21 protein-coding genes, 1 pseudogene and 1 riboswitch are annotated in these 25,568 nt (G+C 70.7%); of the genes and pseudogenes, 9 read left to right on the plus strand and 13 right to left on the minus strand.

What is annotated here, in order from left to right:
- Positions 1-427 precede the first annotated feature (427 nt).
- Positions 428-703 carry a MoaD/ThiS family protein gene (locus tag ACFYPC_RS30510; RefSeq protein ID WP_391889155.1) on the minus strand — a complete coding sequence of 92 codons (276 nt, stop codon included), beginning with the start codon at positions 701-703 and terminating at the stop codon, positions 428-430.
- Between the two features lie 133 nt (positions 704-836).
- A complete protein-coding gene (gene thrC / locus ACFYPC_RS30515; protein ID WP_391889157.1) occupies positions 837-2,153 on the minus strand; it encodes a threonine synthase in 1,317 nt (438 codons plus the stop codon).
- Between the two features lie 17 nt (positions 2,154-2,170).
- Positions 2,171-2,318, minus strand: a riboswitch (SAM riboswitch).
- 179 nt (positions 2,319-2,497) lie between these two features.
- Between thrC and ACFYPC_RS30520 the strand changes: the two genes are divergently transcribed.
- Entirely contained in the window at positions 2,498-3,472 is a 975-nt protein-coding gene (locus tag ACFYPC_RS30520) for a glucosyl-3-phosphoglycerate synthase (RefSeq protein WP_391889158.1), read from the plus strand.
- A gap of 76 nt (positions 3,473-3,548) precedes the next feature.
- On the plus strand, positions 3,549-4,973 hold the full coding sequence (locus ACFYPC_RS30525; RefSeq protein WP_391889161.1) for a trehalose-6-phosphate synthase: 1,425 nt from the start codon (positions 3,549-3,551) through the stop codon (positions 4,971-4,973).
- Here ACFYPC_RS30525 and otsB read toward each other — a convergent pair.
- From otsB to ACFYPC_RS30540, 3 genes are all read right to left on the minus strand, one after another.
- The gene (gene otsB, locus ACFYPC_RS30530; protein ID WP_391889164.1) at positions 4,970-5,815 is read right to left on the minus strand and encodes a trehalose-phosphatase; all 846 of its coding nucleotides are present in this window, start codon (positions 5,813-5,815) and stop codon (positions 4,970-4,972) included. The genes ACFYPC_RS30525 and otsB overlap by 4 nt on opposite strands.
- A 154-nt stretch (positions 5,816-5,969) precedes the next feature.
- On the minus strand, positions 5,970-6,224 hold the full coding sequence (locus tag ACFYPC_RS30535) for a DUF3263 domain-containing protein (protein WP_391889448.1): 255 nt from the start codon (positions 6,222-6,224) through the stop codon (positions 5,970-5,972).
- 48 nt (positions 6,225-6,272) lie between these two features.
- The gene (locus tag ACFYPC_RS30540; RefSeq protein ID WP_391889166.1) at positions 6,273-7,517 is read right to left on the minus strand and encodes an extracellular solute-binding protein; all 1,245 of its coding nucleotides are present in this window, start codon (positions 7,515-7,517) and stop codon (positions 6,273-6,275) included.
- A gap of 143 nt (positions 7,518-7,660) precedes the next feature.
- On the opposite strand from ACFYPC_RS30540, the gene ACFYPC_RS30545 reads away from it, so the two are divergent.
- Complete coding sequence (locus ACFYPC_RS30545) at positions 7,661-8,641, plus strand: ROK family protein (protein ID WP_391889169.1); 981 nt, start codon at positions 7,661-7,663, stop codon at positions 8,639-8,641.
- On the plus strand, positions 8,641-9,786 hold the full coding sequence (gene nagA / locus ACFYPC_RS30550; protein WP_391889172.1) for an N-acetylglucosamine-6-phosphate deacetylase: 1,146 nt from the start codon (positions 8,641-8,643) through the stop codon (positions 9,784-9,786). Before ACFYPC_RS30545 ends, nagA begins: the two co-directional genes overlap by 1 nt.
- 42 nt (positions 9,787-9,828) lie before the next feature.
- Here nagA and ACFYPC_RS30555 read toward each other — a convergent pair whose 3' ends face one another.
- Positions 9,829-10,833: a carbohydrate-binding protein gene (locus ACFYPC_RS30555; RefSeq protein ID WP_391889174.1), complete on the minus strand. Its 1,005-nt coding sequence runs from the start codon at positions 10,831-10,833 to the stop codon at positions 9,829-9,831.
- Positions 10,834-10,963: 130 nt separating this feature from the next.
- On the minus strand, positions 10,964-12,712 hold the full coding sequence (gene cdgB / locus ACFYPC_RS30560; RefSeq protein ID WP_391889176.1) for a diguanylate cyclase CdgB: 1,749 nt from the start codon (positions 12,710-12,712) through the stop codon (positions 10,964-10,966).
- Between the two features lie 423 nt (positions 12,713-13,135).
- Here cdgB and ACFYPC_RS30565 point away from each other — a divergent pair, with 423 nt between their 5' ends.
- Positions 13,136-13,750, plus strand: coding sequence for a flavin reductase family protein (locus tag ACFYPC_RS30565; RefSeq protein ID WP_391889178.1), 615 nt, complete (start codon positions 13,136-13,138; stop codon positions 13,748-13,750).
- Positions 13,751-13,810: 60 nt separating this feature from the next.
- Here the strand turns inward: ACFYPC_RS30565 and arfB are convergent, their stop codons facing one another.
- Positions 13,811-14,239, minus strand: a complete 429-nt coding sequence (gene arfB / locus ACFYPC_RS30570) for an alternative ribosome rescue aminoacyl-tRNA hydrolase ArfB (RefSeq protein WP_365432690.1) — start codon at positions 14,237-14,239, stop codon at positions 13,811-13,813.
- Between the two features lie 201 nt (positions 14,240-14,440).
- Between arfB and ACFYPC_RS30575 the strand changes: the two genes are divergently transcribed.
- Positions 14,441-15,016 (plus strand): TerD family protein, encoded by a 576-nt coding sequence (locus tag ACFYPC_RS30575; RefSeq protein ID WP_391889181.1) that lies wholly within the window; start codon positions 14,441-14,443, stop codon positions 15,014-15,016.
- A 160-nt stretch (positions 15,017-15,176) separates the two neighbouring features.
- Here ACFYPC_RS30575 and ACFYPC_RS30580 read toward each other — a convergent pair whose 3' ends face one another.
- The gene (locus ACFYPC_RS30580; RefSeq protein WP_391889449.1) at positions 15,177-16,637 is read right to left on the minus strand and encodes a M1 family metallopeptidase; all 1,461 of its coding nucleotides are present in this window, start codon (positions 16,635-16,637) and stop codon (positions 15,177-15,179) included.
- 7 nt (positions 16,638-16,644) lie between these two features.
- Here ACFYPC_RS30580 and ACFYPC_RS30585 point away from each other — a divergent pair, with 7 nt between their 5' ends.
- Positions 16,645-17,145 carry a hypothetical protein gene (locus ACFYPC_RS30585; RefSeq protein WP_391889183.1) on the plus strand — a complete coding sequence of 167 codons (501 nt, stop codon included), beginning with the start codon at positions 16,645-16,647 and terminating at the stop codon, positions 17,143-17,145.
- A 149-nt stretch (positions 17,146-17,294) separates the two neighbouring features.
- Here ACFYPC_RS30585 and ACFYPC_RS30590 read toward each other — a convergent pair whose 3' ends face one another.
- Positions 17,295-17,975, minus strand: coding sequence for a pentapeptide repeat-containing protein (locus tag ACFYPC_RS30590; RefSeq protein WP_391889185.1), 681 nt, complete (start codon positions 17,973-17,975; stop codon positions 17,295-17,297).
- Between the two features lie 147 nt (positions 17,976-18,122).
- On the opposite strand from ACFYPC_RS30590, the pseudogene ACFYPC_RS30595 reads away from it, so the two are divergent.
- Positions 18,123-18,919, plus strand: a pseudogene (locus tag ACFYPC_RS30595) (FAD-dependent oxidoreductase).
- 118 nt (positions 18,920-19,037) lie between these two features.
- Complete coding sequence (locus tag ACFYPC_RS30600; RefSeq protein ID WP_391889187.1) at positions 19,038-20,018, plus strand: zinc-binding dehydrogenase; 981 nt, start codon at positions 19,038-19,040, stop codon at positions 20,016-20,018.
- A gap of 176 nt (positions 20,019-20,194) precedes the next feature.
- Here ACFYPC_RS30600 and ACFYPC_RS30605 read toward each other — a convergent pair whose 3' ends face one another.
- The 3 genes from ACFYPC_RS30605 to ACFYPC_RS30615 all read right to left on the minus strand — a co-directional run bounded on the left by ACFYPC_RS30605 (position 20,195) and on the right by ACFYPC_RS30615 (position 25,559).
- Positions 20,195-20,671, minus strand: a complete 477-nt coding sequence (locus ACFYPC_RS30605) for a GNAT family N-acetyltransferase (protein WP_391889190.1) — start codon at positions 20,669-20,671, stop codon at positions 20,195-20,197.
- A 70-nt stretch (positions 20,672-20,741) separates the two neighbouring features.
- Complete coding sequence (locus tag ACFYPC_RS30610) at positions 20,742-23,960, minus strand: Tat pathway signal protein (protein ID WP_391889192.1); 3,219 nt, start codon at positions 23,958-23,960, stop codon at positions 20,742-20,744.
- A 201-nt stretch (positions 23,961-24,161) separates the two neighbouring features.
- Positions 24,162-25,559 (minus strand): NAD(P)/FAD-dependent oxidoreductase, encoded by a 1,398-nt coding sequence (locus tag ACFYPC_RS30615; protein ID WP_391889194.1) that lies wholly within the window; start codon positions 25,557-25,559, stop codon positions 24,162-24,164.
- Positions 25,560-25,568 lie beyond the last annotated feature (9 nt).

Genomic DNA, 25,568 nt, shown 5'->3' on the forward strand with positions numbered 1-25,568 from the left:
CGCGGGCCCGGGTCAGACCTCACTCCCCAATGATTGGGGGTGTGCGCCGGAACGCGTCGACCGCGGCTGAATGTATCTGTCCAACTGCCCTCTGCAACAGGTCAATCGGACGAGAATTCTGAGCGCGACCGATCGGGAATATGCGTAGAATTCGCAAAGATTCAGGGCAAGTCGGGCCCCGTAAATGCCGTAATCGGCTCAAAAAGGCGGGGCACTTTGGCCGCTTCTTGTCGGGCATCGGGCAAGGACTCATATGCGCCCGGCATAAAACCGACTCGAAAGCGAAGCAGCTTCCCCAACTGTACCGCGCTCAACCATACAGAATTGCCCCCTCCGCTTCTCTCACGGAGGGGGCAATTCAATGAACTCTCGGTGATCGCCATTACCCAAGGTAATGTTGATCACCGTGCGTGATGGCGGGTGACGGTCAGCCTCCGGCGACGGCCGGGATGATCGAGACGCCCGCACCGTCCGGCGTCGCCGTCTCCAGGCCCTGCTCGAAGCGGACGTCGTCATCATTGACGTACACGTTGACGAAGCGGCGCAGCTTGCCCTGGTCGTCCAGGACGCGTGCGGCGATGCCGGTGTGGTTCTGCTCCAGGTCGGCGATCACCTCGCCGAGGGTGCCGCCCTCGGCCGTCACCTCGGCCTTGCCGCTGGTGTAGGTGCGCAGGATGGTGGGGATGCGGACGTTGACGCTCATTCGGTGTGACCTCCGGTCGGATGCTCAGGTGCGGCGGGACAGCGCCCCAGGGGCGCGGGGCCGGGCCGGCGGAGCGCGGCCGGCCCCCGCCGGCCCGCGGCGCGGTTACGGCTTTCCGGCGGAGCGCCCCCGCTCATGATGCGAGGCCGGCCTCTCGGAAGGAGTCCAGGTTCGGGCGGATGGTCGCGGTGAGCCCGGTGTCCGAGGCCACCGCGTCCAGGGTCTTGAGGCCGTCGCCGGTGTTGAGGACGACGGTGGTGAGGGTCGGGTCGAGCAGACCGTTCTCGATCAGTTTCTTCGCCACACCCACCGTCACGCCACCCGCGGTCTCGGCGAAGATGCCCTCCGTCTGGGCGAGGAGCTTGATCGCCTCGACGACCTGCTCGTCGTTGACGTCCTCCACGGCGCCGCCGGTACGCCGCGCGATGTCGAGCACGTACGGCCCGTCGGCCGGGTTGCCGATGGCGAGCGACTTGGCGATGGTGTTCGGCTTCTGGGGCCGTACGACGTCATGGCCTGCCTTGTAGGCGACCGACACCGGTGAGCAGCCCTCGGCCTGGGCGCCGAAGATCTTGTACGGCTTGTCCGCCACGAGCCCGAGCTTGATCAGCTCCCGCAGGCCCTTGTCGATCTTCGTGAGCTGGGAGCCGGAGGCGATCGGGATGACCAGCTGGTCGGGGAGCTGCCAGCCGAGCTGCTCGCAGATCTCGTACGCGAGGGTCTTGGAGCCCTCCGCGTAGTACGGCCGCAGGTTGACGTTGACGAAGCCCCAGCCCTCGCCGGCCGGGTCGCCGATCAGCTCGGAGCAGAAGCGGTTCACGTCGTCGTAGTTGCCCTCGATGCCGACGAGCTCGCCGCCGTACACCGCGGCCATGACGATCTTGCCCTGCTCCAGGTCGTGCGGGATGAAGACGCAGGAGCGGAAGCCGGCGCGGGCCGCGGCGGCGCCCACGGCGCCCGCGAGGTTGCCGGTGGAGGAGCAGGAGAGGGTGGTGAAGTCGAAGGCACGGGCGGCCTCGATGGCCTGGGCGACGACGCGGTCCTTGAAGGAGTGCGTCGGGTTGCCGGAGTCGTCCTTGACGAAGAGCTTGCCGGGGGTGACGCCCAGCGCGCGGGCCAGGTTGTCGGCCTTGACGAGCTTGGTCCAGCCGGGGTTGATGTTCGGCTTCTCCGCGACGTCCGCCGGGACCGGCAGGAGCGGTGCGTAGCGCCAGATGTTCGCGGGGCCCGCTTCGATGCGCTTGCGGAGGTCCTCGGTCTCGTAGGCCGAGAAGTCGTACGCGATCTCCAGCGGCCCGAAACACTCCTCGCAGGCGAAGAACGGACCGAGCGGTACGCGGTGTCCGCACTCGCGGCAGGAAAGCGCGGCGGCGGGGCCCAGATCGACGGTCTTCGCGGAATCCGGGGAGGTCACGGTGTTCGTGGTGCTTGCAACTGTCTGCGCAGCCATGGAGGCGAGGCCCTTTCTCCTCATCTTCCTCACGACGCACTTCGCCGTGAGACGGATTTGGCACCTTCCCGAGCCGGGAGCCCCGCCACGTCGATGTGACAAGAACCAGCTGGAGGGTTGCCGGGGCTTCAACGGGCCGTATCCCTCTGCCCCTCTGGATGAGCGGTATTCAGTTGTGCGCCGGACGACCCCCGACATGCGATGGTCATCAGCGTTGTTCAAGACTGTAACCGAAGGCCTGGATGGTGGAGAGAGCCGTCCGAACCGCGAGATGCCAGCGACCCACCGAACGCTGCCGCGGAGACGGGCACAAGCATCCCAATGAACGCAAGGGAGAGCCGCACGTGCTTGAAGACGTCGAGCGCTGGCTGAGCACGCGCTCCTGGTCCGTGACCGACCGGCCGCTCAAGAAGCTCATAGCCGCGAAACGATCCACCAACTCCACGGTGAGCGTGGTCCTGCCCGCGCTCAACGAGGAGGCCACGGTAGGCGAGATCGTCTCCATCATCCGCCGCGATCTGATGACCCGCAAAGTGCCCCTCGTCGACGAGATCGTCGTCATCGACTCGGGCTCGACGGACCGCACCTCCGAGGTCGCCGCCGCCGCCGGCGCCCGGGTCGTTCACCGGGACGAAATACTTCCCCGCATCCCGACCGTGCCCGGCAAGGGCGAGGTCCTGTGGCGGTCACTCCTGGTGACGAGCGGTGACATCGTCTGTTTCATCGACGCGGACCTCAAGGAGTTCTCCTCGGACTTCGTGTCCGGGATCGTGGGACCGCTGCTCACCGATCCGGGTGTGGACCTGGTCAAGGCGATGTACGACCGCCCGCTGAACCTGCCGGGTGAGCCCACCTCCGGCAGGACCGCGGCCGGTCAGGGCGGCCGGGTCACCGAACTGATGGCCCGCCCCCTGCTGAACATGCACTGGCCGCAGCTGGCCGGCTTCGTCCAGCCGCTCGGCGGCGAGTACGCGGCCCGCCGTACCCTCCTCGAACAGCTCCCGTTCCCCGTCGGATACGGCGTGGAGCTCGGCATGCTCGTCGACGCGCTGCACCTGGTGGGGCTCGACGCGCTCGCCCAGGTCGATGTCGGTGTGCGCAAGCACCGGCACCAGGACGGCCAGGCGCTGGGCCGGATGTCCGCCGCGATCTACCGCACCGCACAGCTCCGGCTCGCCCGCGGCCATCTCATCCGGCCGGCCATCACCCAGTTCGAACGGGGCGAGTCCGGCTTCGAGGCGCGCACCTACTCCGTCGATACGGAGGAACGGCCTCCCATGGCGGAAATCTCGGAGTATCAGTCACGCAAAGCGGCGTAATCCGGCGGCTGTATACGTCTGCGCAGTACCCCGTCCGTACGTTTGAGCGTTTCCGGGCCGGGCTAGATTGACGCGTATGGCTTCCACCGCTTCGACTGCTGCTTCCACGGCATCACCGCAGGGCTCCCACGGGATCCTCGTCGCGTCCAACCGCGGCCCGGTCTCCTACGACGTGCGCGAGGACGGCGAGCTACAGGCCAGGCGCGGCGGCGGCGGCCTGGTCTCGGGCCTGTCGGCGATCGGCCCGGACGCGGGCGCCCTGTGGGTGTGCTCGGCGCTCGGCGACGGGGACCGCGAGGCGGTGCGGCGCGGGGTCGGCGAGGACGGCGTACGGATGCTGGACATCGACGCCGAGGTGCACGCGGACGCCTACAACGGCATCGCGAACTCCGTGCTGTGGTTCGTCCACCACATGCTGTACCAGACGCCGCTGGAGCCGGTCTTCGACGTGGAGTTCCGGCGCCAGTGGGCGTCGTACGAGGCCTACAACCGGGCGTTCGCGCAGGCGCTGGCCGACGAGGCGGCCGAGGGCGCCGTGGTGGTCGTACAGGACTACCACCTGACCCTCGTCCCCGGCATGCTGCGGGAACTCCGCCCGGACCTGCGGATCGGTCACTTCTCGCACACGCCGTGGGCGCCGGTCGACTACTTCCGCATGCTCCCCGACGACATCGCCGAGCAGGTGCTGCGCGGCATGCTCGGCGCGGACCGGCTCGGCTTCCTCACCCACCGCTGGGCTTCCGCGTTCACCGCGTGCGCGCAGGAGCTGGCCGGCGGCCTCGGTGACACCCGCGTCGGTGTGCACGGGCTCGGCGCGGACGCGGACTTCCTGCGCCGGCGTTCGCACGAGGCGGATGTCGCCGACCGGATGGCCACCCTGCGTGAGCAGATCGGCGAGGGCCGGAAGGCGATCGTGCGGGTCGACCGCACCGAGCTGTCGAAGAACATCGTGCGCGGACTGCTGGCCTACCGGCAGCTCCTGGAGGACCGGCCGTCCTGGCGCGAGCGGGTCGTGCACGTCGCCTTCGCCTACCCCTCACGCCAGGACCTCGCCGTGTACCGCGACTACACGGCCGAGGTGCAGCGGGTCGCCGACGACATCAACTCCACGTACGGCACGCCCGGTTGGACCCCGGTCGTGCTGCACGTCAAGGACGACTTCGCCCGCTCCCTCGCCGCGTACCGGCTCGCCGATGTGGCCCTGGTCAATCCGATCCGGGACGGCATGAACCTCGTCGCCAAGGAGGTGCCGGTCGTCTCCGACGAGGGGTGCGCGCTGGTGCTGTCCCGGGAGGCGGGGGCGTACGAGGAGCTGGGCGAGGACGCGATCGTGGTGAACCCGTACGACGTGGTCGGCACGGCGCGGGCCCTGCACGAGGCGTTGTCGATGGGCGCCGGTGAGCGGGCCGAGCGCACCAAGCGCCTCGCCGCCGCGGCCACGGCGCTGCCTCCGGCCCAGTGGTTCCTGGAGCAGCTGCGGGAGTTGGAGAGCGGGTCCTAGCCGAGCCGCGCCGCCAGGGCCCTCAGCAGTTGTACGACTCCTGCCGGGCCGTCGACCACCAGGTCGGCCCGCTCCGCCAGTTCCGCGACCTCCGCGCTGCCGCTGCACACCAGGAGGCCCGGAATGCCTTCGGCGCGGAGCTTGTCCACGGCGGTGAAGGCCGGGAGGTCACCGAGGTCGTCACCGGCGTAGAGGACGGCTTCGGCGCCGGTCTCGCGGAGGTGCGCGAGGAGGGCGACGCCCTTGTCCATCCCCGGCGGGCGGAGTTCCAGGACCATGCGGCCCGGTTCGACGATCAGGCCGTGCCGGCCGGCCAGCTCGGTGAGGGGCTCGCGCAGGGCCTCGAACGCCGCCTGCGGGTCCGCCGCGCGCCGGGTGTGTACGGCGACCGCCCGGCCCTTCTCCTCGATCCAGGTGCCCTTCCAGGCGCCGGCCGTGTCCAGGAACCCCGGCAGCTCGGCGCGGACGGCGGCGACGCCGGGGTGCGGGGCGGGGGCACTGACCGAGCCGGTCCGCGCGTCCCAGCGCTCGGCGCCGTAGTGCCCGAGCACGACCAGGTGCTCCAGTCCCGGCACACCCGCGAAGCCGCCGTGCTCGACCGCCACGGCAGCCGGGCGGCCGGTGACGACCGCCACGGAGGCGACCCTCGGGGCGAGGGCCGCGAGTGCGGGGACCGCGTCCGGGTGGGCGCGGGCCTGCTCCGGGTCCGGGACGATCGGCGCGAGCGTCCCGTCGAAGTCGAGCCCGATCACCGCGTGCCCCGGCCGGGCGAGGATGGCGTCGAGGCCGGCGCGGCCGGCGGGGGTGGTGGGGGTCGGCAGGAGATCCGCGTGGCTGGCCATGGGGGGAGCCTATCGGCGCGGGCGTGGGGGGTGATTTCCTTCGCCCCCTCCGCCCCTGCCCGTCCCTTGCTTCTGGGGGCTGCCGCCCCCAGACCCCCCGCATCGCGCTGAACGCGCTCGTCCTCAAACGCCGGACGGGCTGAAAAATCCCCCCTCACCGCTCCCCCCGCCGCGCCTCCCGAACCCGCCGCAGCCGATTCACCGTCACCGGATCGTGCGCCAGCGCCCGCGGGTCGTCGATCAGGGCGTTGAGCAGTTGGTAATACCGCACAGGTGCCAGCCCCAGCTGCTCCCGTATCGCCCGCTCCTTCGCCCCGGGCCCCCCGAACCCGCGCCGCTCCATGGCGAGAATCCCCCGCTCCCGCGGACCGAGCTCCTCCCTGGGTTGCATGGGTTGCATGGATTCCATGGGTTCCATGGACAGAACCGTAGCCCCGGCCACTGACAGCGGACAGCGCTACGCCGCGTTGTCCGCCGCGTCGGCCTCCGCCTGCAGCGACCCCAGCACCGCCGCCGGACTCCCGCTCTCCTCCACGGCCTTCCCGATCTGCGTCTTGATGTCGGCGCTGACACCGGCCCAGGAGGTCTTGCCGACGGGATACAGCTCGGCGGTGGCGAGTTCGTCGAGGAAGGGGGCGAGATCCTGGTCCTCGCTGTCGGCGGCCATGGCCTCGGAGGCGGACGTGGTGACCGGCAGCAGGTCGTACTCACGGGAGAAGTCGAGCACGTTCTTGTCGCTGTAGACGAAGTCGAGGAAGTCCCCGACCTGCTCGGCATGGCCGTTCTGCTTGAAGGCCATCATCCAGTCGGCGACGCCCAGCGTGGACTTGCTCAGGCCGTCGGCGCCGGGCATCGGCACCATGCCGAAGTCCACGCCCCCGGCGGCGGCCATCTTCATCAGCGTGGGATGCCCGCTGAGCATCCCGACCTCGCCCCGCGTGAACGCGGCGAAGGCGTCCGCCCGGTTGAGCTTGGCGGGATCGGTGGGCCCCGTGAGCCCCTTGCCGACGAGTTCGTCCTTGAGCCAGGTGAAGGCCTTGACGTTCTCCTCGGAGTCGATGGAGTACGTGCCGACGTTGTCGGTGTAGCCACCGCCGGCGCTCAGCATCCACTGAAAGGTCTCTGCCTGCGCCTCCTCGGGCCCCAGCGGCAGCGCGTACGGGAACGTCACGCCGGCGGCCTTGAGCACCTCGGCGTCGGAGGCCAGCTGGTCCCAGGTCTTCGGCGGGGTCAGGCCGGACTGGGCGAAGAGGGTCTTGTTGTAGAAGAGCAGCCGGGTGGAGGAGGCGAACGGCAGGCCGTACTGCGCTCGTTCCTGCTCGCCCGCGTCGGTGAGCTGGAGGGCGAAGTTGGCCTGGACGGGTATGGAGAGCAGTTCGTCGGCCGTGTAGAGCTCGCCTTGGGCGGCGTAGTCGGCGTAGGCGCCGATCTGCGCCATGTCGGGGGCGTTCCCGGCCGCGACCATGTCCTTGACCTCGCGGTCGACGTCGGTCCAGGAGTAGACGCTGACCTCGACCTTCACCCCCGGGTGAGCGGCTTCGTACTCCTTGACCAGGCTGTCCCAGTACTTCTGGGAGCTGTTGGCGTCGGAGTCGCCGTAGTCGGCGGCCACCAGCCTCAGCGTCACGTTTTCGGAGTCGCCGGAGCTTCCGCAGCCTCCGAGGGTGGCTGTCATGCCCAGTGCGGACACCGCCGCGATCATTCCTGTCCTACGCCGCCGCACCGCTTCGCCCCAACCCTTTTGTTGATTCGCCGTTCAATATTCCGGCATAAGGTCTACACCACAGGTCTACACCACGTAAGTGGACTAGACCTCTTCCGGGTTGACGGGCCACACTGTCCCTCGTGAGACATGTCATCGCCCTCGATGTGGGCGGCACCGGGATGAAGGCCGCCCTCGTCGGCGCCGACGGCGAGCTCCTCCACCAGGCGCGCCGGGCGACCGGCCGCGAACGCGGGCCCGACGCCGTCGTCGAGGGCATCCTCGGCTTCGCGGCCGAGCTGCACGCGTACGGCGAGCGGCACCTCGGCGAGGGGGCCGCGGCGGCCGGTGTCGCCGTCCCCGGCATCGTCGACGCCGAGCGCGGCATCGCCGTGTACTCGGCCAACCTCGGCTGGCGCGACGTGCCCATGCGCGAACTGCTCGGCACCCGGCTCGGCGGCGTGCCGGTGGCGCTCGGACACGACGTGCGCACCGGTGGGCTCGCGGAGGGGCGGATCGGCGCGGGGCAGGGAGCGGACCGTTTCCTCTTCGTGCCGCTCGGCACCGGCATCGCGGGCGCGATCGGCATCGGCGGCAGCGTGGAGGCCGGCGCGCACGGCTTCGCCGGCGAGATCGGCCACATAGTCGTACGCCCCGGGGGAACCCCGTGTCCGTGCGGCCAGCACGGCTGTCTGGAGCGGTACGCGTCCGCCGCGGCCGTCAGCCAGGCCTGGGCGGCGGCCTCCGGAAACCCGGAGGCGGAGGCGGCGGACTGCGCGAAGGCCGTCGAGTCCGGTGACGAACGGGCCGTACGGGTCTGGCGCGACGCCGTCGACGCGCTCGCCGACGGGCTCGTGACCGCGCTCACTCTGCTGGACCCCCGCACGCTGATCATCGGTGGCGGTCTGGCCGAGGCCGGGGAAACCTTGTTCACACCACTGCGGGCCGCGGTCGAGCGGCGCGTGACCTTCCAGAAGCTGCCGTCCATCGTCCCCGCCGCCCTCGGGGACACCGCCGGGTGCCTCGGCGCCGGACTGCTGGCCTGGGATCTCCTGGCCGGCACCGGCCTTGCTCACTCCACTGACTCCCCTGACTCCCCTGACCCCTCGGAGGTAACCACCTGATGGCCACTAGCAAGGTTTTCGCCGGTGCACAGGTGGTACTGCCCACCGGGATCGTGGACGGCGGCCGCGTGATCGTCGACGGCGCGCGGATCGTCGGGAGCGCTCCCGCGGACGCCGAGACGGTCGATCTGTCCGGACACTGGCTCGTCCCCGGCTTCGTCGACCTCCACAACCACGGCGGCGGTGGCGCGTCCTTCACCTCGGGCACGGTCGAGGACGTCCTCAAGGGCATCCACACCCACCGCCTGCACGGCACCACCACGACCGTCGCCTCCACGGTCACCGGCGACATGGACGGCCTCGCCCAGCGCGCCGGGCTGCTCTCGGAGCTGGCTGAGCAGGGCGACCTCGCGGGCATCCACTTCGAGGGCCCGTTCATCTCGCCGTGCCGCAAGGGCGCGCACTCCGAGGAACTGCTCCGCGACCCGGACCCGGCGGAGGTCCGCAAGCTCATCGACGCGGCGCGCGGCCAGGCCCAGATGGTCACCCTCGCCACCGAACTGCCGGGCGGCATCGACTCCGTACGCCTGCTCGCCGAGCACGGGGTGATCGCGGCCATCGGCCACACGGACGCGACGTACGAGCAGACGGTCGAGGCCATCGAGGCGGGCGCGACCGTGGCGACGCACCTGTTCAACGCGATGCCGGCGCTCGGTCACCGCACGCCGGGCCCGATCGCGGCCCTCCTGGAGGACGACCGGATCACGGTCGAGCTGATCAACGACGGCACACATCTGCACCCCGCCTCCCTGGAGCTGGCGTTCCATCACGCGGGCCCCGGCCGGGTCGCTTTCATCACCGACGCCATGGACGCGGCCGGCTTCGGCGACGGCCGCTACATGCTCGGCCCGTTGGAGGTCGAGGTCGCCGAAGGCGTCGCGCGGCTGGTGGAGGGCGGCTCGATCGCGGGCTCCACGCTCACGCTCGACCGGGCCTTCAAGCGCGCGATCACCATCGACAGGCTGCCCGTCGAGGACGTCGTGGCGGCCCTCTCCGCCAACCCCGCCCGCCTGCTGGGCATGTACGACAAGGTGGGCTCCCTGGAGCCCGGCAAGGACGCCGACCTGGTGATCCTCGACTCCGCCTTCGAGCTCAAGGGCGTGATGCGCAGGGGCGAATGGGTGGTGGACCCCCAACTGGGGTGATGCTTCCCGCTGTTGAGGGCGGCGCCGTCGTCCTGCCGTCGGTCAGCTGTCCACCCAGCCGTTGACCAGCCACAGCTGGTCGAGCAGGACGTCGCACTGGTTGCCCTGCTCGCACGAGATCTTGATGGTGTTGGTGCCCTTGTTGAGCTGGACGTAGTTGTAGGTCTGCGTCCAGCCCTTCTCGTAGTCGCCTTCGGCGGCCTTCCCGTAGTTGTCCAGGCCGACCGGCGTGTCGGAGGCCGTGCCGTTGATCGTGAGGGTGGCGGTGGCGTCCTTGCCGGGGACGCTGTAGCCCGTGTACAGCGTGTACTTGCCGGACTCGGGGATACCGCTCACGCTCCAGGTCACGGATGCGCCGACCTGGTTGAAGTTCGTCACGTAGACGCCGCCGTCGGCCTTGGCACCCTTGATGTCCGAGGCCGTGGTGGCACCCGCCAGGTTCAGGACCTTCGCGTCGGCCTTCGGCAGTTCGGCCGCGGGCTGGTCGCCGGCGGACTCGCTCGGCGACGCGCTCTGCGAGGTCGACGGCGTCGAGGAGGCATCGGTGCCGGCGGCCTTGGCGTCGTCGCCCGAGTCGCTGCTGAGCATGGCGACGCTGATGCCGATGACGACGGCGGCGAGCACGGCGATCGCACCGATGAGCAGACCCTTGGTGTTCGGCCCGTTCGATCCACGGCCGCGCCCGCCACCGTCGCCGACCGGGGAGTGCCGGGTCGTGGGCGCGCCGCCGGGAACGGTCTCGGGCGCGGCGTAGTTCGCGTGCGGCTGACCGTAGGCCTGGGGCTGCTGCGGGATCTGCTGGCCGTATGCCTGCGGCGGCTGGCCGTACTGCGCGGTCGGGGCCTGCTGGCCGTACGCGGCCTGCCCGCCCTGCTGAGGTCCGTTACGACGCTCGCCGACCGCACGCACCCGGTTCACCGAGCCGGGGTAGCCGTAGCCGCCGCCTCCACCGGGCGGGGTGGCTCCGTTGGCCTGGCCGTCCTCGTACAGATAGCCGAACGGGTCATCGTCCTCGGGCGTGCTCGCGCCGTTGTTGCCGGGCGTCATCCCTTGGTCTCCTAGCGGGTGCGGTACAGATACGGACGGTGCAGATTCACTGCGTGGATGAATGGCGAGCCTACCCGGTCTCGCTGGGCCAAACGGGTGCCCTCACCGCTTCGACCCACTGACCTGCGGCTTATCCGGCTCTGCGATGTGCTTTGGGACGAGACCGTTTCTCGATGTACATCCGCTCGTCCGCGGACTTCAGCACCTCGTCCGCCGTCATACCGCAGTGCGCCCATCCGATTCCGAAGCTGGCGCCCACCCGGACGGCACGGCCGTCGACCCTGATGGGCGGGATGATCGCGTTCCGCAGCCGTACGGCGAGGTCCTGCGCGTCGGCCCGGCCGAGCCCGTCGGCGAGCACCACGAACTCGTCGCCACCGAGCCGGGCGACCGTGTCGCCGTCCCGGACACCATGGGTCAGCCGGCGCGCGACCTCGATGAGAACCACGTCACCCGCGTTGTGCCCGAACCGGTCGTTGATCGACTTGAAGCCGTCGAGGTCGCAGAAGAGGACAGCGAGCCCCTTGGCGCCGTCGTCCGTCTCGCCCTCGGGCGCGATGGTGTGCACGTGGTGGTCGAAGGCGTCGTACGCCTCGGAACCGGGCCAGGAGCCCAGGGCGTGCCCGCTCCCGTCGTAGGCGACCTGGCCGCCGCCGTGCCCGTCACCGTTGCCGTTCCCGGCGTACGGGTCGTGCTCGCCGCTCGGGAGCGCCCCCATGGCAGCCTGCTGCCCGTGCGTGTAGGCCGCGTCGAGCGACTCGATCGCGCCGGGGGGCAGCGTCTGCGGGCGCTGGCAGAGGCGGGAGCTGAGCCGGGAGCGCAGCTCGGCGGAGTTCGGCAGGCCGGTGAGGGAGTCGTGGGAGGCGCGGTGGGCGAGCTGGAGCTCACGGCGCTTGCGGTCCTCGATGTCCTCGACGTGGGTGAGCAGAAACCGGGGGCCGTCGGCGGCGTCCGCGACGACCGAGTTGCGCAGCGACACCCAGACGTAGGTGTCGTCGCGGCGGCAGAGCCTCAGCTCGGCGCGGCCGCCCTCCGCCGAGGTCCGCAGCAGCGTGCCGATGTCCTCCGGGTGGACGAGGTCGGAGAAGGAGTAACGGCGCATCGCGGAGGCGGGGCGGCCGAGCAGGCGGCAGAGCGCGTCGTTGGTCCGCAGGATCCGGCCGTGCTCGTCGCCGCCCATCTCCGCGATGGCCATGCCGCTCGGCGCGTACTCGAAGGCCTGCCGGAAGCTCTCCTCGCTTGCCCGCAGCGCCTGCTGCTCCCGCTCGAGGCGGACAAGTGCGCGCTGCATGTTCGCTCGTAGACGCGCGTTGCTGATGGCGATGGCGCCCTGGAACGCGTACATCTGGAGCGCTTCACGCCCCCACGCGCCGGGCCGCCGTCCGTTGCGCGGCCGGTCCACGGACAGCACGCCGATCAGCTCGCCGCAGCCGCTGCCGGTGACACCGGGGCTGTACATCGGTGCGAAGAGGCGGTCGGCGGGGTGCCACTCGTCCTCGAAGCGGGGCGCGGGACCGTCGGTGTACCACTGCGGCACGTCGTCCTCGTCGAGGACCCAGCCCTCGGAGTGGGGTATGAAACGCAGGTCGCCCCAGGCCTCGCCCATGGTCAGCCGGCGGTCCCAGGAGGCGCGGGAGCCGACGCGGCCGGTGATGAGGGCCTCGGCGGCGGAGTTGCCGGCGAACGCGGCGACCACGAGGTCACCGTCCGGGCGTACGAGGTTGACACACGCCAGCTCGTACCCGAGGCCGGTCACCACTCCGTCGGCGACGGTCTGCAGCGTGTCCGCCAGGCTGCGGGCGGTGTTCATGTCCGCCATCACCGTGTGCAGTTGCCGCAGGGTCGCAAGACGGACGTAGGGCTCCGACTCGGTCTCCATTCGCCCTCCCCTCGAGACCTTGCAGCAACTCCAGGGTTCTCTTGGCGTACCTGGTTTTCTTCGGCTTACCGCTTGGTAGCTACGCACCTAGCGTCCCAGCCACTGAATCACAGCGCGCTGCCCACTCGGTACACAGGGTCAACAAAATATGGCTCCTGTGACTCAAGTCACAGCGGAACGTGAACAATTGAGTGGGGTTTCTGCAGTTTCTCCGTGCACCTATTGAGCGCATATGGGAGAGCTGTGCAATCGCTGTGCGCGATTATGTCTGTTGCATGCCGCGGGGTGTGGCGGCGGGCGTCCGGGGCCGGTTTTCCGTCGGTGCTCGGTCGGCGGACCAGGGGTGGTCCGTCGGTGGTCCTAGGACCTGGCTCGGGCCGGGGACCGATGTGCGGCCCCTAGGTCGGAGACTAGCGTTCCGGCGTGCCGAACACTCCCCCCGCGGCTCCCGCTGTCGCTTCCCTTGTCGCTCCCGCCGCCGCCTCCCCCACTGGTCCCCCGCACGCTGCCGCCGTGCATGCTGAGGGGGTGAGCAACGACGAGTTCCGCGCCGCCCTGTCCCGGCTGGCCGCGGGCGTGGTCCTGGTGACCGCGCACGAGCCCGCGACGGACCCGGACGGACCGGGCGGCGAGGACGCCGGCATGACAGCGACGGCCTTCATGTCCGTCTCCCTGGACCCGCCCCTGGTCATGGTCAGCCTGCGCGACGGCTCCCGTATGGACGACCTGCTCGCCGAACAGCCCCTGTGGGCCGTCTCCGTGCTCTCCGAGAGCCAGCGCCACATCGCGGGCCGCTTCGCCATGAAGGGCCGCATCAGCGACCGCCTCCTCTTCGAGGACATCCCCTACGTACGGGGAAAGGCGTCCGGCGCGCTGCTGGTGGGCGGCTCACTGGCCACCCTGGAGGTCAGAACCGAGCAGCGGGTGGCCGCCGGGGACCACACCCTCGTCATCGGCCGCGTACTGACGGCTGCGGTACCGAGCGCGGACGGCGGCCCGTTGACGTACTTCAAGGGCAGGTACCGGCAGTTGGGCTGAGCCCGGTCGACCGGGCGGGCGGGGCGGTGCGGGCTGGGTGGATGCGGGCTGGGTGGTGCCTTATCCCCAGTCGCGCCCGTTGCGTCCGCGCTTGGTGTCGGAGCGCTGCTTCTTCTCGCGCAGCCGCCGCTCGTTGATCCCACGAGGGATCCGGGTGGCCCTGCGGGGCTTGGGCGGGGGCGCGGAAGCCTCGGCGAGGAGGGAGGCCAGCCGTACGGCCGCGGTCTCCCGGTTGCGCCACTGCGAGCGATGCTCGGAGGCGCGGACGGTGATGACCCCGTCGACGAGCCGCCCGGCGAGCCTGTCGAGGGCGCGCTCCTTCCAGACGGGCGGCAGCGCGTTGGTCTTCGCGAGATCGAAACCGAGCTCCACCTGTGTGTCGCTCGTGTTGACGTGCTGTCCGCCCGGCCCGCCGGAGCGCGAGAAACGCCACATCAGCTCGGCCTCGGGGAGGGAGACGGAGCCGCGAATGACGTAAGGACCGGACATGAGGTACATGGTCGCTCGGATGTCCGGTCCACGTCACCAGGTTTTCAGCGGCACCTGGTCTCCTGGGTAAAGAAAGTAAAGCGGAAGGAACCTTCGGTACCCCTCGTGGCGTTCTTGGAGGTAGCTGTAGCTTCGTGCCCGTACGAAGCCAAAACGTACGAGCAGTGTGCACGTACGCAATGAGGGAAGGGACTCCCAACAATGGCTGTAAGCCTGTCCAAGGGTGGCAACGTCTCGCTCACCAAGGAGGCTCCGGGCCTGACCGCCGTCACCGTGGGCCTCGGCTGGGACGTCCGCTCCACCACGGGCACCGAGTTCGACCTCGACGCCTCGGCGATCGCGGTCAACCCCGAGGGCAAGGTCTACTCGGACGCCCACTTCATCTTCTTCAACAACAAGCAGACCCCGGACCAGACGATCGTGCACACCGGCGACAACCGCACGGGCGAAGGCGCGGGCGACGACGAGGCGATCAACGTCAACCTGGCGGGCCTCCCCGCCGACATCGACAAGATCGTCTTCCCGGTCTCCATCTACGACGCGGAGACCCGCTCGCAGAACTTCGGCCAGGTCCGCAACGCGTACATCCGCATCGTCAACGCGGCCGGCGGCGCGGAGATCGCCCGCTACGACCTCTCCGAGGACGCGGCCACCGAGACCGCCATGGTCTTCGGCGAGCTCTACCGCAACGGCGCCGAGTGGAAGTTCCGCGCGGTCGGCCAGGGCTACGCATCGGGCCTGACGGGCATCGCGCAGGACTTCGGCGTGAACGTCTGACGTTCGCCGCGGCACACCGCAGTGGTCAACGGCCGCCCGTCCGGGGAGGGTTCCCCGGACGGGCGGCCGTGCCGTCTGCACACGCTCTCCGCCACTCGACGTCACCCACGGCGGTCGGGGCCACTGTCGGGCCCCCGTCCCTGTCCGGCCGAGAGGGCCGTCAGGGCTTCGCCGGCTTCCCCTCCCCGTACAGCCAGTCCTGCCAGACCGCGCCGAAGTCGGCGTCCGGCGCGGACTTCTCCACGTACGCCGTGAAGTCGGCGGTGTCCGCGTTGCCGTGACGGTGGGCGGTGGCCCAGCCCTGGATGATGTCGTGGAAGGTGTCGTCGCCGACGGTCTGCCGGATCTTGTGGAGTACCATCGCGCCGCGTTCGTAGACGGGGCTGTCGGAGAGGTGCGCGGCGCCGGAGGGCTTGGCGGGCGGGAAGGCCCAGACGGCCTCGTCGAGCTGCGGGTCGTCGAAGTAGTCGCCCTTGTAGAGGGAGTTGAAGATCTCGTCGGCGGTGTCGCCGTCGTGCTCCTCCTGCCACAGCCACTCCGCGTAGGTGGCGAAGCCCTCGTTGAGCCACATGTCCCGCCAGGTCTTCGGCGTGACCGAGTCGCCGTACCACTGGTGGGCCAGTTCGTGGACGAGGAACCCGGTGTCCGGGGCGCCGGGGAAGACCGGGCGGTTCTGGGTCTCCAGGGCGTAGCCCGCGTCCCCCTCGCGGTCGACGATCGCACCGGTGGAGGAGAAGGGGTACGGGCCGAAGTGGGCCTCCTCCCACTCCAGGACCTCGGGGAGGCTCGCGAGCACTTCCCTGCTCGCGTCGGCCTGCGTCGGGTCGACGGCGACGATCACCGGCAGACCGTTCTCCGTCGTGGAGCGGGTGATGTCGTACCGGCCGATCGCGACCGTCGCCAGATAGCTCGCCATCGGTTCGGCGGTGTGCCAGGTGGCGGTCGTACGGCCGTTCAGCGTCGTCTCGTCCGTCAACTCGCCGCCCGAGACGGCCCGCAGGCCCTCGGGGACGGTGACCTTGATGTCGTACGAGGCCTTGTCGGAGGGGTGGTGGTTGCCGGGGAACCAGGTCATCGAACCGGTGGGTTCGCCGAGCGCGAGGGCGCCGTCCGCCGTGCGCAGCCAGCCCTCCTCCGAGCCGTCCGGGTCGGTGAGTGTCTCGGGGGTGCCGGAATAGCGGACCGTCGTGCGGAAGGTGTCGCCCTTGTCGAGGTCGTCGTGCGGGCGCACGGTCAGCTCGTGGCCCGCGCGGTTCCAGCGGGCGTTCTCGGCGTCGCCGCCGGTCGCCGCGACGGTCACGGCGGAAACGTCCAGCCCCAACAGGTCGAGGTTGAAGGCGCTGAGGTCCTGGGTGGCCCTGGCCGTGATCTCCGCCGTCCCGGTCAGGTGCTTGGTCCCCGGGTCGTAGGCGAAGGTCAGGCCGTAGTGCGTGACGTCGTAGCCGCCGTTGCCCAGCTTCGGGAAGTACGGGTCGCGTACGCCGGAGGCGCCCGGCCTGCCCTGCACACCCCCGCTGCACGCGGTGAGCACCAGGGCGATGGCCAGGGCAAAAGGCGCCGCGGCGGGCAGGGCGGAGGGGGATCGGGGCACGTCCGCGATCCTACGAGGCCATGACACCATCACCTACGTGCTCGACATCGGCTACGCCCTCTCCAACCGCTTCCCCGACCCCCCGCAGACCGACTACCGCCGCGCGGACGTCCACGCGCTGCGTCACGACCTGTTCTGCGGAGACGTCTATCTCGCCGACACCAAGGCGGACCGGGAGCTGTCCACAGCCTGGGGATGGGTGCCGGTGCTCGACTTCGCGTGGGCGCTGTGCGACATCGTGGAGCAGCTCGACCGGGATCCGCGCGGGAGCCGGGCCTCGCGGCCGCAGCGCGCGGAGCTCGACTTCACGGAGTCGACCGACCGGATGCTCTTCGAGCGGCGCTTCGGGTGGGTGGACGTCGAGGCGGACTGGATGCGGGTCGAGGAGGCGCCGCTCACCTTCTCGCACGCCGAGCTTCGGCGTGAGGCGCGGGACTTTCTGCACGACCTGATCGCCGACCTAGTCGATCTCCATGAGGGGCTCCGTGACAACCCGGCGGTGTGGACGCTGGAGGCTCGGTTTCCTCGGGTGGCGTGAGGGTGGGTGCGGGGGAGTTTTTTCGCCCCTCCGCCCCTGCCCGTCCCTTGCTCCTGGGGGCTCCGCCCCCAGACCCCCGCTGTCGCGCTGAACGCGCTCGTCCTCAAACGCCGGACGGGCTGAAACGGGCGGCGGGGGCGAAACACCCCCTACTCCACCCGCACCCCCAACTCCGCCGCCAACACCCCCGCCAGATCCACCAGTTGAGCCGGACTGATCACCGCCCCCGCCAACCGGTCCACCCCCCGCGCGATGGTGAACTCGGCGGCCCCCCGCAGGTCCACGTCCGTCAGCGTCGCCCCCGTGAGATCCGCTTCCTTCACCAGGCAGTCCACGAACTCCACGCGCTCGAGCCGAGCACCCCCGAAGTCCGGCTCCACCAGGACGCACCCCTGGAAGACGACGTCCTTGAGGCGGGCCTTGCGCAGGTTCAGGTAGTCGATCTTGCCGCCGCGCACCAGGACGCGCTCCAGTACGGAACCGTGCAACTGCACCCCGCCCAGACGGGCGTCGACCAACTCGACATCGCGCAGAGTCGACTCGGCGAGGTCGGTGCCCACGCCCCGTATGCCCGTCAGGACCGAGTCGAGGACGCGTGCGTGATGCAGCCGCGTCTCGTCCAGCGCGCACCCGGTCAGCGCGCAGTCCATGAACCGCGCGCCCCCGCCGTCCTGCCCGACGAAGTCCACGTCCCGGAACTCGAGGCCGTCGTAGTCCCCGTCGGGCTCCAGCCCCGCACCGTCGTACGGCTCCAGGGGCGGCAACCGCACCTCCGGCCGCCGCGCTCCCTTGACCTGTTTCCTCGCCTCGCCCGCCGCTTTCCGCACCATGCCCCCATCGTGCACCCCACCACTGACAACGGCCGCGACCTGCGTTTTCCCCCTCCCATGTCACATTCCAGCCTTCTCGATCAGTCGTAACGGCAGAAGGGCAACGCCCCCGGAGCAAACACCCCGGAGCAGAGGGAGACTCCAGCCATGCCTCACATCACCGTCGTCGGCGGCGGCTTCGCCGGACTCACCGCCGCCATCACCGCCGCCGAGACCGGCGCCAAAGTCACCGTGTACGAGGCCCATCACACGCTCGGCGGCCGGGCCCGCACCGCCGAGGGCTCCTAACAAGACCAACGAAGGGCGGCTGGGCGTCCGTCATCGACCGGATGGCGGCCCGCGCCTGGAATCTCGGCGTCCGGATGGAGACCCTGGCGAGGGTCGACGCGCTTCCCGAGGACGGCCCCGTCATCGTCGCCACCTCCCTCGACGCCGCCCGCCGCCTCCTCAAGGACGACTCACTGACCTGGGCGAGCGGCCGTACCGCCCTCATCGACCTGGCCGTCCGCAGCCGGCGCGGCGACGCGTTCGCCGTCTCCGACCTGGACGCACCCGGCTGGATCGAGAGGTTCACCGCGCAGGACCGCAGCCTCGCCCCGGCCGGCGAGCAGCTCGTCCAGGGGCAGATCCCGATCGCCCCGCACGAGTCCCGGGCCGACGGCATCGCCCGCGCCGAGCACCTGCTCGACCTCGCCTTCGACGGCTGGCGCGAGCGCGTGACCTGGCGGCGCGAGGCCACCGCGAACGGCCGTACCGGCGCGGTCGACCTACCCGGCACGAGCTGGCGCGACCGGCCCGCCATCGACCGCGGTGACGGCGTCTACCTCGTGGGCGACCAGGTCGCCGCCCCCGGCGTGCTCTCGGAGGTCTCCTTCAACAGCGCGCTCGAAGCGGTGACCCTGGCACTCAAAATCCGGCAACGCCTTGACCTCAAGCAAGCTTGAGGTCAGAAGCTGGGCCCACAAAGGCGCACAAAGAACCGACGACAGACAGCAACGCCAGACAGCAATGCCCGACAGCAATGCCCGACAGCACGCCGGACAACAGACGACGGAGCCCCTCATGCGCGCCATCCGCCAGCACACCTTCGGCCCGGCCGAGACTCTCTCGTACGAGCGGACCGAGGACCCGGAGCCGGGGCCCGGCCAGGTCCGGATCGCCGTCGCCGCGGCCGGTGTTCACCTTCTCGACACCGCGATCCGGGAGGGCATCCGGGGCCCGCTCCCGGAACTGCCCACCCTGCCCACGATCCCCGGCCGTGAAGTCGCCGGCACCGTCGAGTCCCTCGGCGAGGGCGTGGCCGACCTCTGGCTCGGCAAGCGCGTCGTGGCGCACCTGGGCTTCGCCCCCGGCGGCTACGCCGAGCTGGCGGTCGTCGACGTCGACCGCCTCCACGAGATCCCCGGGAACCTGGACTTCGCGCAGGCCGTCGCGATGATCGGCACGGGGCGTACGGTGATGGGGATCCTGCAGTTCACCGAGCTGGGCCCCGACTCCGTGGCCGTGATCCCGGCGGCCGCGGGCGGTATCGGCACGCTCCTCGTGCAGTACGCGAAGCACGCGGGCGCCACCGTGATCGGGCTGGCCGGCGGCCCGGAGAAGGTGGCCCGGGTACAGCGCAACGGCGCCGACCTGGCCGTCGACTACAAGGACCCGGACTGGCCGAAGAAGGTCCGCGCGTTTCTCGGCGGCACCGAGGCAACCGTCGTCTTCGACGGGGTGGGCGGTGACGCGGCCCGCGAGTCCGTCGCCCTGCTGGGCCCCGGCGGCACCCACCTCGTCTTCGGCTGGTCCGGCAAGGGCCTGCGCGACGGCGCCCCGCTGCTCGTCGAGGGGGTCTCCCAGGAGGTCCTGGGGGCCGCGATGATGCGGAAGGCGGGCGGCCCGAATCCCGTTCACACCCTGGAGCTGCGCTCCCTGGCCGAAGCCGCCGCCGGCCGCCTGACCCCGGCCGTCACCCGCTTCCCACTGGCCGAGGCGGCAGCAGCTCACCGCGCCCTGGAGAACCGGGACACGATCGGCAAGGTGGTACTGGAACCGTGAGCAACGGTCAGGCCCGCGAGCCCCGGCCCTGGGAACCATGAGCAACAGACAGACCCGCGAGCCCCGGCCCTGCAACCGCGAGCAACGGTCAGCCCCCAGAGCCCCAGCCTGGAGCCGCGAGCAACAGGCAGTCCTCCCGCGAGCCCCGGCCCCGGCGCGGTGAGCGCCGGCGAGAGTCAGGCCCCCGAGCCCAGCTTCGCGAGCGCGTCGTCCGTCAGCCGGTACACCGTCCACTCGTCCTGCGGCCGTGCGCCCAGCGCCTCGTAGAACTCGACGGCCGGCCGGTTCCAGTTCAGCACCGACCACTCCAGCCGCTCGTAGCCGCGCTCCACACACATCCGCGCCAGCTCGGTCAGCAGCGCCTTCCCGTGCCCGCCGCCGCGCACCTGGGGCCGTACGTACAGGTCCTCCAGGTAGATCCCGTGCACCCCGCGCCAGGTCGAGAAGTTCAGGAACCACAGCGCGAACCCGACCACCTCCCCTGTCGCGTCCTCGGCGACATGCGCGAACGCGGCGGGCCGCTCCCCGAACAGCCCCTCACGCAACTGCTCCGCAGAGGCCCGCACCTCCTCCAGCGCCTTCTCGTACTCGGCGAGTTCACGCACCAGGGCGTGGATGACGGGGACATCGGCGGGGGTGGCTGGGCGAATCATGGCGGCAGTGTCACATACGGGTGCGGGGCGGACCCTTCCTGGGCCCGCCCCGCACCCGCCGGTGGCTGTCTCAGCGGGTGACCGCCTTCGTGGCCTTGCTCACCGCCGAACCGTCCTTGTGACCGGTGCGGTGCGCGATCACCTTGACGGTGATCTTCTTGTTGGCCTGGGCCGACTTCAGGACCAGCGTGGACTTGGTCGCACCGGCGATCGCCTTCCCGTTCGCGTACCACTGGTACGAGTACGAGGTCGCCGCCGGGCTCCACGTGCCCTTGCCCGCGGTCAGCTTCTTGCCGACCTTCGCCGTGCCGCTGATCACCGGCGCCTTCGTCGCCTTCGGAGCGGCGCCCTTGGCGACGGTCACCGCCGCCGAGGTCGCCGAGCCGCTCTTCCAGCCACCCTTGACGGCCGTGACGGTCACGGTCAGCTTCTTGCCGAGGAGCGACGCCGGGATCGTGTACGCGGAGGCCGTCGCCCCGGCTATCGCGGTGCCGTTCGCCTTCCACTGATAGGTGTACGACGAGGGGGCGGCCGACCAACTCCCCGTCGCCGCCGTGACCTTGACGCCGACCGCCGACGTGCCGGTCACCTTGGGCAGGGCGGTGTTCTTCAGCTCGGGCTGGGTCACGGTGAAGGTGCCGTGCTGGTACTCCCAGCCGCGGGTGAGCACGCTGACCGACCAGACGCCGGTGGCCGCGCCGGTCAGGTCGAGGGTCGCCGTGACCGTGCGGTTGTCGGCGGACACCGACTCCGTCTTCGCGGTCACCGTCCTGCCGCTCTGGCTGAGCCGGACCGTGGTGTCCGCGCCGAGCGCGGTGCCGGTCACGCTGAGCGTGACCTTGCCGCCGCCGGCACCCGTGCCGGGGCTCACCGCGGTGACGGTCACGTCCTCGGTGCCGCACTGGACGAACGAGCAGGTCAGCTTGGCGCTGTAGGAGGTGCTGGACGCCTTCTCCGGCAGGCCCAGGAGGAACACGGTCGGGGCGCTCTCGGAGGCCCCGCGGGATACACCGCACTCGTAGCCGGACGAGCTGTTGAAGCAGCCGTTGGTCCAGGAGGACGTGGTGTAGAGGGCGGGCACCGCCGTGGTGGTGGCCCCGGTGGTGTCCTTGATGTCGGCGGTGAAGTGGTCGGAGCTCGCCGTGGGCAGCGCCGCGCACACGGCGGTGTGCGACTCGTCGAGGGTGCCGGTGACCGGCCCGTACCCGTACGCGACGGAGGGGACCTCGGTGCATTCGGGCGCCGGCCCGTCGGCGGTGGCGATGCGCAGGGCGTCCAGGTGGTAGGCGGGCGCGGCCTTCAGGGTGGCCGGGGTCTGCACGAGCACCTGGTGGGTGGTGGATCCGGTGACCGCGCAGGAGCGGTTGCGGAACGAGCACTCGGTGACGCCGTCGCCGTCCAGGACCGCGATGTCGGCGGTGCCCAGCGCGTCCCGCACGTCCATGTGCACGACGTCGGTCGCGGCGTCGGTGGTGACCTGGTGGCAGCGCAGGGTGCCCGGAACGTCGTACGAACCGGCCACGGAGGGACCGCCGACCTTCGCGGCAGCCGTCTTCAGACAGCCCGCGGAGGAGGCGCTCGCGGTCACGTCACGCCGGGTCAGCGTGTATGTGGCGGCCTTGTCCCGTCCCGTGACGAGCACCGTGTGGGCCTTGCCCGGGGTGAGGCCGCAGATCGTCCAGCCGTTGGTGGTGGCGGCGCGGTTGCAGACGCGCTTGCCGGTGGAGTCGACCACGGAGAAGCCCGCGGTGACCGTGCCCGACGTGGCGGCCAGTTGGAAGACCTCAGCGCCCGTGTGGGCGTCGGCGGGAATGCTCAAGCAGTGCGAGAAGACCCCGTCGCCCGTGGTCAGCGTGGCCTTGGCACCGCCGTCGGTGAAACTTCCGGCGGGCAGCACGGGGCAGTCGTTCTCGGCGTCCGTGCGGTGGAGGGCCACGGTGTAGGGACCGGTGGGGGTGACGCCTTGGTCGGAGTGGACCAGGGCACGGTAGGGCGCTGTGCCTGTGAGGGCGCAGTCGCCGTACGCGAGCTCTTCCGCGTCGCACTGCTCGGTGCCGTCGCGGTCGAGCACCTCGACCGTCGCGTCGACCGGGGTGGAGCCGAGCGGGGTGAGTGCCGCGACCACGGCCCCCTGCGGAGCGTCCAGCTCCAGGCAGTCGTACTGCCCTGCCGTGCTCAACTCGCCCTGGTGAACCCCCATGCCGGTGTCCACGCAGCCTTCACCGGAGGCGCGGTCGAGGACGATCAGCCCGTCGCGGGAGTCCCTGAAGGGGTACGAGCCGTCGAGGACGGCGGTGTAGGTGCCGGCGGCCGGCAGCCGGCACGGATCATTTGCCCGGCACATGGTCATGCCGTCGGCGTCGTACACGTGGACCGGGCCTGTCTCCCCGGTCTCGTTGACGTAGTGGACGAGGAAGGAGCCGGCCTTCGCGGCGGTGAACGTGAAGCAGGGGTTGGTGTCGAAGTCCTGCGGTTCCAGGGGGCCGTAGGGCCGCACGGGCGCGGTACGGCAACCCTGCGGGTCGTCCAGCCGACGGACCTTCACGGCGAACTCGGCGGGAAAGCCCCGCTCCCCGTACGAGACCTGGGACAGCACCCGGTAGGGGCCGTCGCCGGACAGCACACAACTGTCCTCGCCGTCCTCGGGGAAGTGCGGGCAGATCCGGGCGCCGGTCTCGTCGGTGATCCAGGCGATGTGGTTGCCGGACACCTTGGATCCGTGGGTGAGCCGGACGCGGTCGCCTGCCTCGGCCTCGAAGGGCTGGCAGTCGATCTCGACCGGGCTCACCGACGTACGGCTCACGGTCGGCAGGTCCCAGCTCGTGCCGGTCTCCTCGGCGCAGCCCTGCGTGGAGCCGAGCGGGACGACGGTGACGGCCGTCTCCGATTCTCCCCAGCCGTTGTTGACCACCTTGACGGTGTAAGTGCCCGCCGTGGGCAGGTCGCACCAGCCCTCGGCGTAGAACTCCTCGTCGAAGCAGTCCACTTCAGCACCGTCGGCGGAGAGGACCTGGGTGTACGCCTCGTTGCCGCTGTCGTCGAGCGAGACCAGGTGCAGGCCCGCAGCGGTGGCCGTGACACTGAAGCAGGCGCTGCCCTCGGCCGCGACGGTGGCCTTGCCTACCGCCTCACCCGGGTCACCGAACGGCGCGATGGCGAGCGGCGCGCACTCGGCGTCCGCCGCCGGTTCCACCGCTCGGGCCGCGCCCGTGCCGGTCGACGTCAGCAGCGCGACGAGGACGGTCAGCGCGAGCAGCAGCACCGAAGCGGGCGTGCGTCTCGCGGACATGCGGGCACGCGGACAGGGTTCGGGCATCTGATTCCCCCGGATAGGTCGAGCCCCCCGGCTCGATGGTCAATGAAGCGATGCTCGCACACAGGTGTGACAGAGCACTCATGAGTATCGGGGGACAGCAGATGCCCTACGAGCCGAGCGGCTGTGCCTTGCAAGCCGTGCGGCTGTGCCCTACGAGCCGAGCGGCTGGAGTCGTCAGTGCCGCCCCGCCACCCGGTCCGCCGCGCGGGCCAGTCGTGACGACTGGGCGCTGTGCGTGGTCAGTTCGCGTCGGTCGGCCGTGCGGTAGGTGGCGTACATGCCGTGGACGCCGATCCAGCGGAAGGGCTCGGGCTCCCACTTGCGGACCTTGTGGTCGACCCAGGGCAGGCCGGTCAGTTCCGTCTCGCCCGACTGTCCGGAGTCCCGCTGGACGAGGTCGCGCAGGGTGCGGGCGGCGAGGTTGGCGGTGGCGACGCCGGAACCGACGTAGCCGCCGGCCCAGCCGAGCCCGGTCGAACGGTCCAGGGTCACCGTGGCGCACCAGTCGCGGGGCACGCCGAGGACGCCCGACCAGGCGTATTCCACCCCCACTCCGGTCAGGGACGGGAAGAAGCGGACGAGGATCTCGCGCAGTGCCTCGACGGTCGCGGGCTGCGTACGGCCGTCGTTGTCGGTGCGTGAGCCGAAGCGGTACGGGACTCCGCGACCGCCGAGTGCGATCCGGCCGTCGGCGGTGCGCTGGGCGTACATGTACGCGTGCGCCATGTCGCCGAGGGTCTCGCGCCCCTCCCAGCCGATGGTCTCCCACTGCTCGGCGGTCAGCGGCTCGGTCGCGATCATCGACGAGTTCATGGGCAGCCAGGTCCGCTTCTGCCCCTTGAGCGAGGCCGTGAAGCCCTCCGTGCAGCGCAGGACGTAGGGCGCGCGCACCGTGCCGTACGGCGTCACCGCGTGCTTCGGCCGGATCTCCGTGACCGGCGTCTGCTCGTGGATGGTGACACCGAGGCCCTCGACGGCGGCGGCCAGGCCCTTCACCAGTTTCACGGGGTGCAGCCGCGCCCCGTGCGGCGTCCAGCTGGAGCCCACCGCGCCCGCGACCCGGATCCGCTCGGCGGTCGCCACCGCGCCGTACAGCTCGCGGTCCTTCTCCCCGTACGACAGTTCGTGCTCGTGGAAGGCCTTCAGCCGGGCCAACTGGGCCGGCCCGTACGCCACTTCGAGTACGCCGCCCTGGTGGATGTCGGCGTCGACGCCCTCGGTCGCGGCGACCCGCAGCACCTCGCCGACCGTCTCGTTCATGGCCTGCTGAAGGCGTACGGCTGCCTCCTTGCCGTGCAGTTTCGCGTACCGGTCGCGCCCCGCGATGCCGTTGTAGAGCCAGCCGCCGTTGCGCCCGGAGGCGCCGTACCCGCAGAACTTCTGCTCCAGGACGGTGATCCGGAGGAAGGGCGCCGCCTTCTTGAGGTAGTACGCGGTCCACAGTCCCGTGTAGCCGCCGCCGACGATGACGACGTCCGCGGCGGCGTCACCCGGCAGGGGCTCGCGCGGCGCGGGGAAGCCGTCGTCGGCATACCAGAAGGAGACGCCGCCATTGACCGTGCTGCTGCTCATGGCCGGGAC

The sequence above is a fragment of the Streptomyces sp. NPDC005808 genome (genome assembly GCF_042871385.1).
GTDB lineage: Bacteria > Actinomycetota > Actinomycetes > Streptomycetales > Streptomycetaceae > Streptomyces.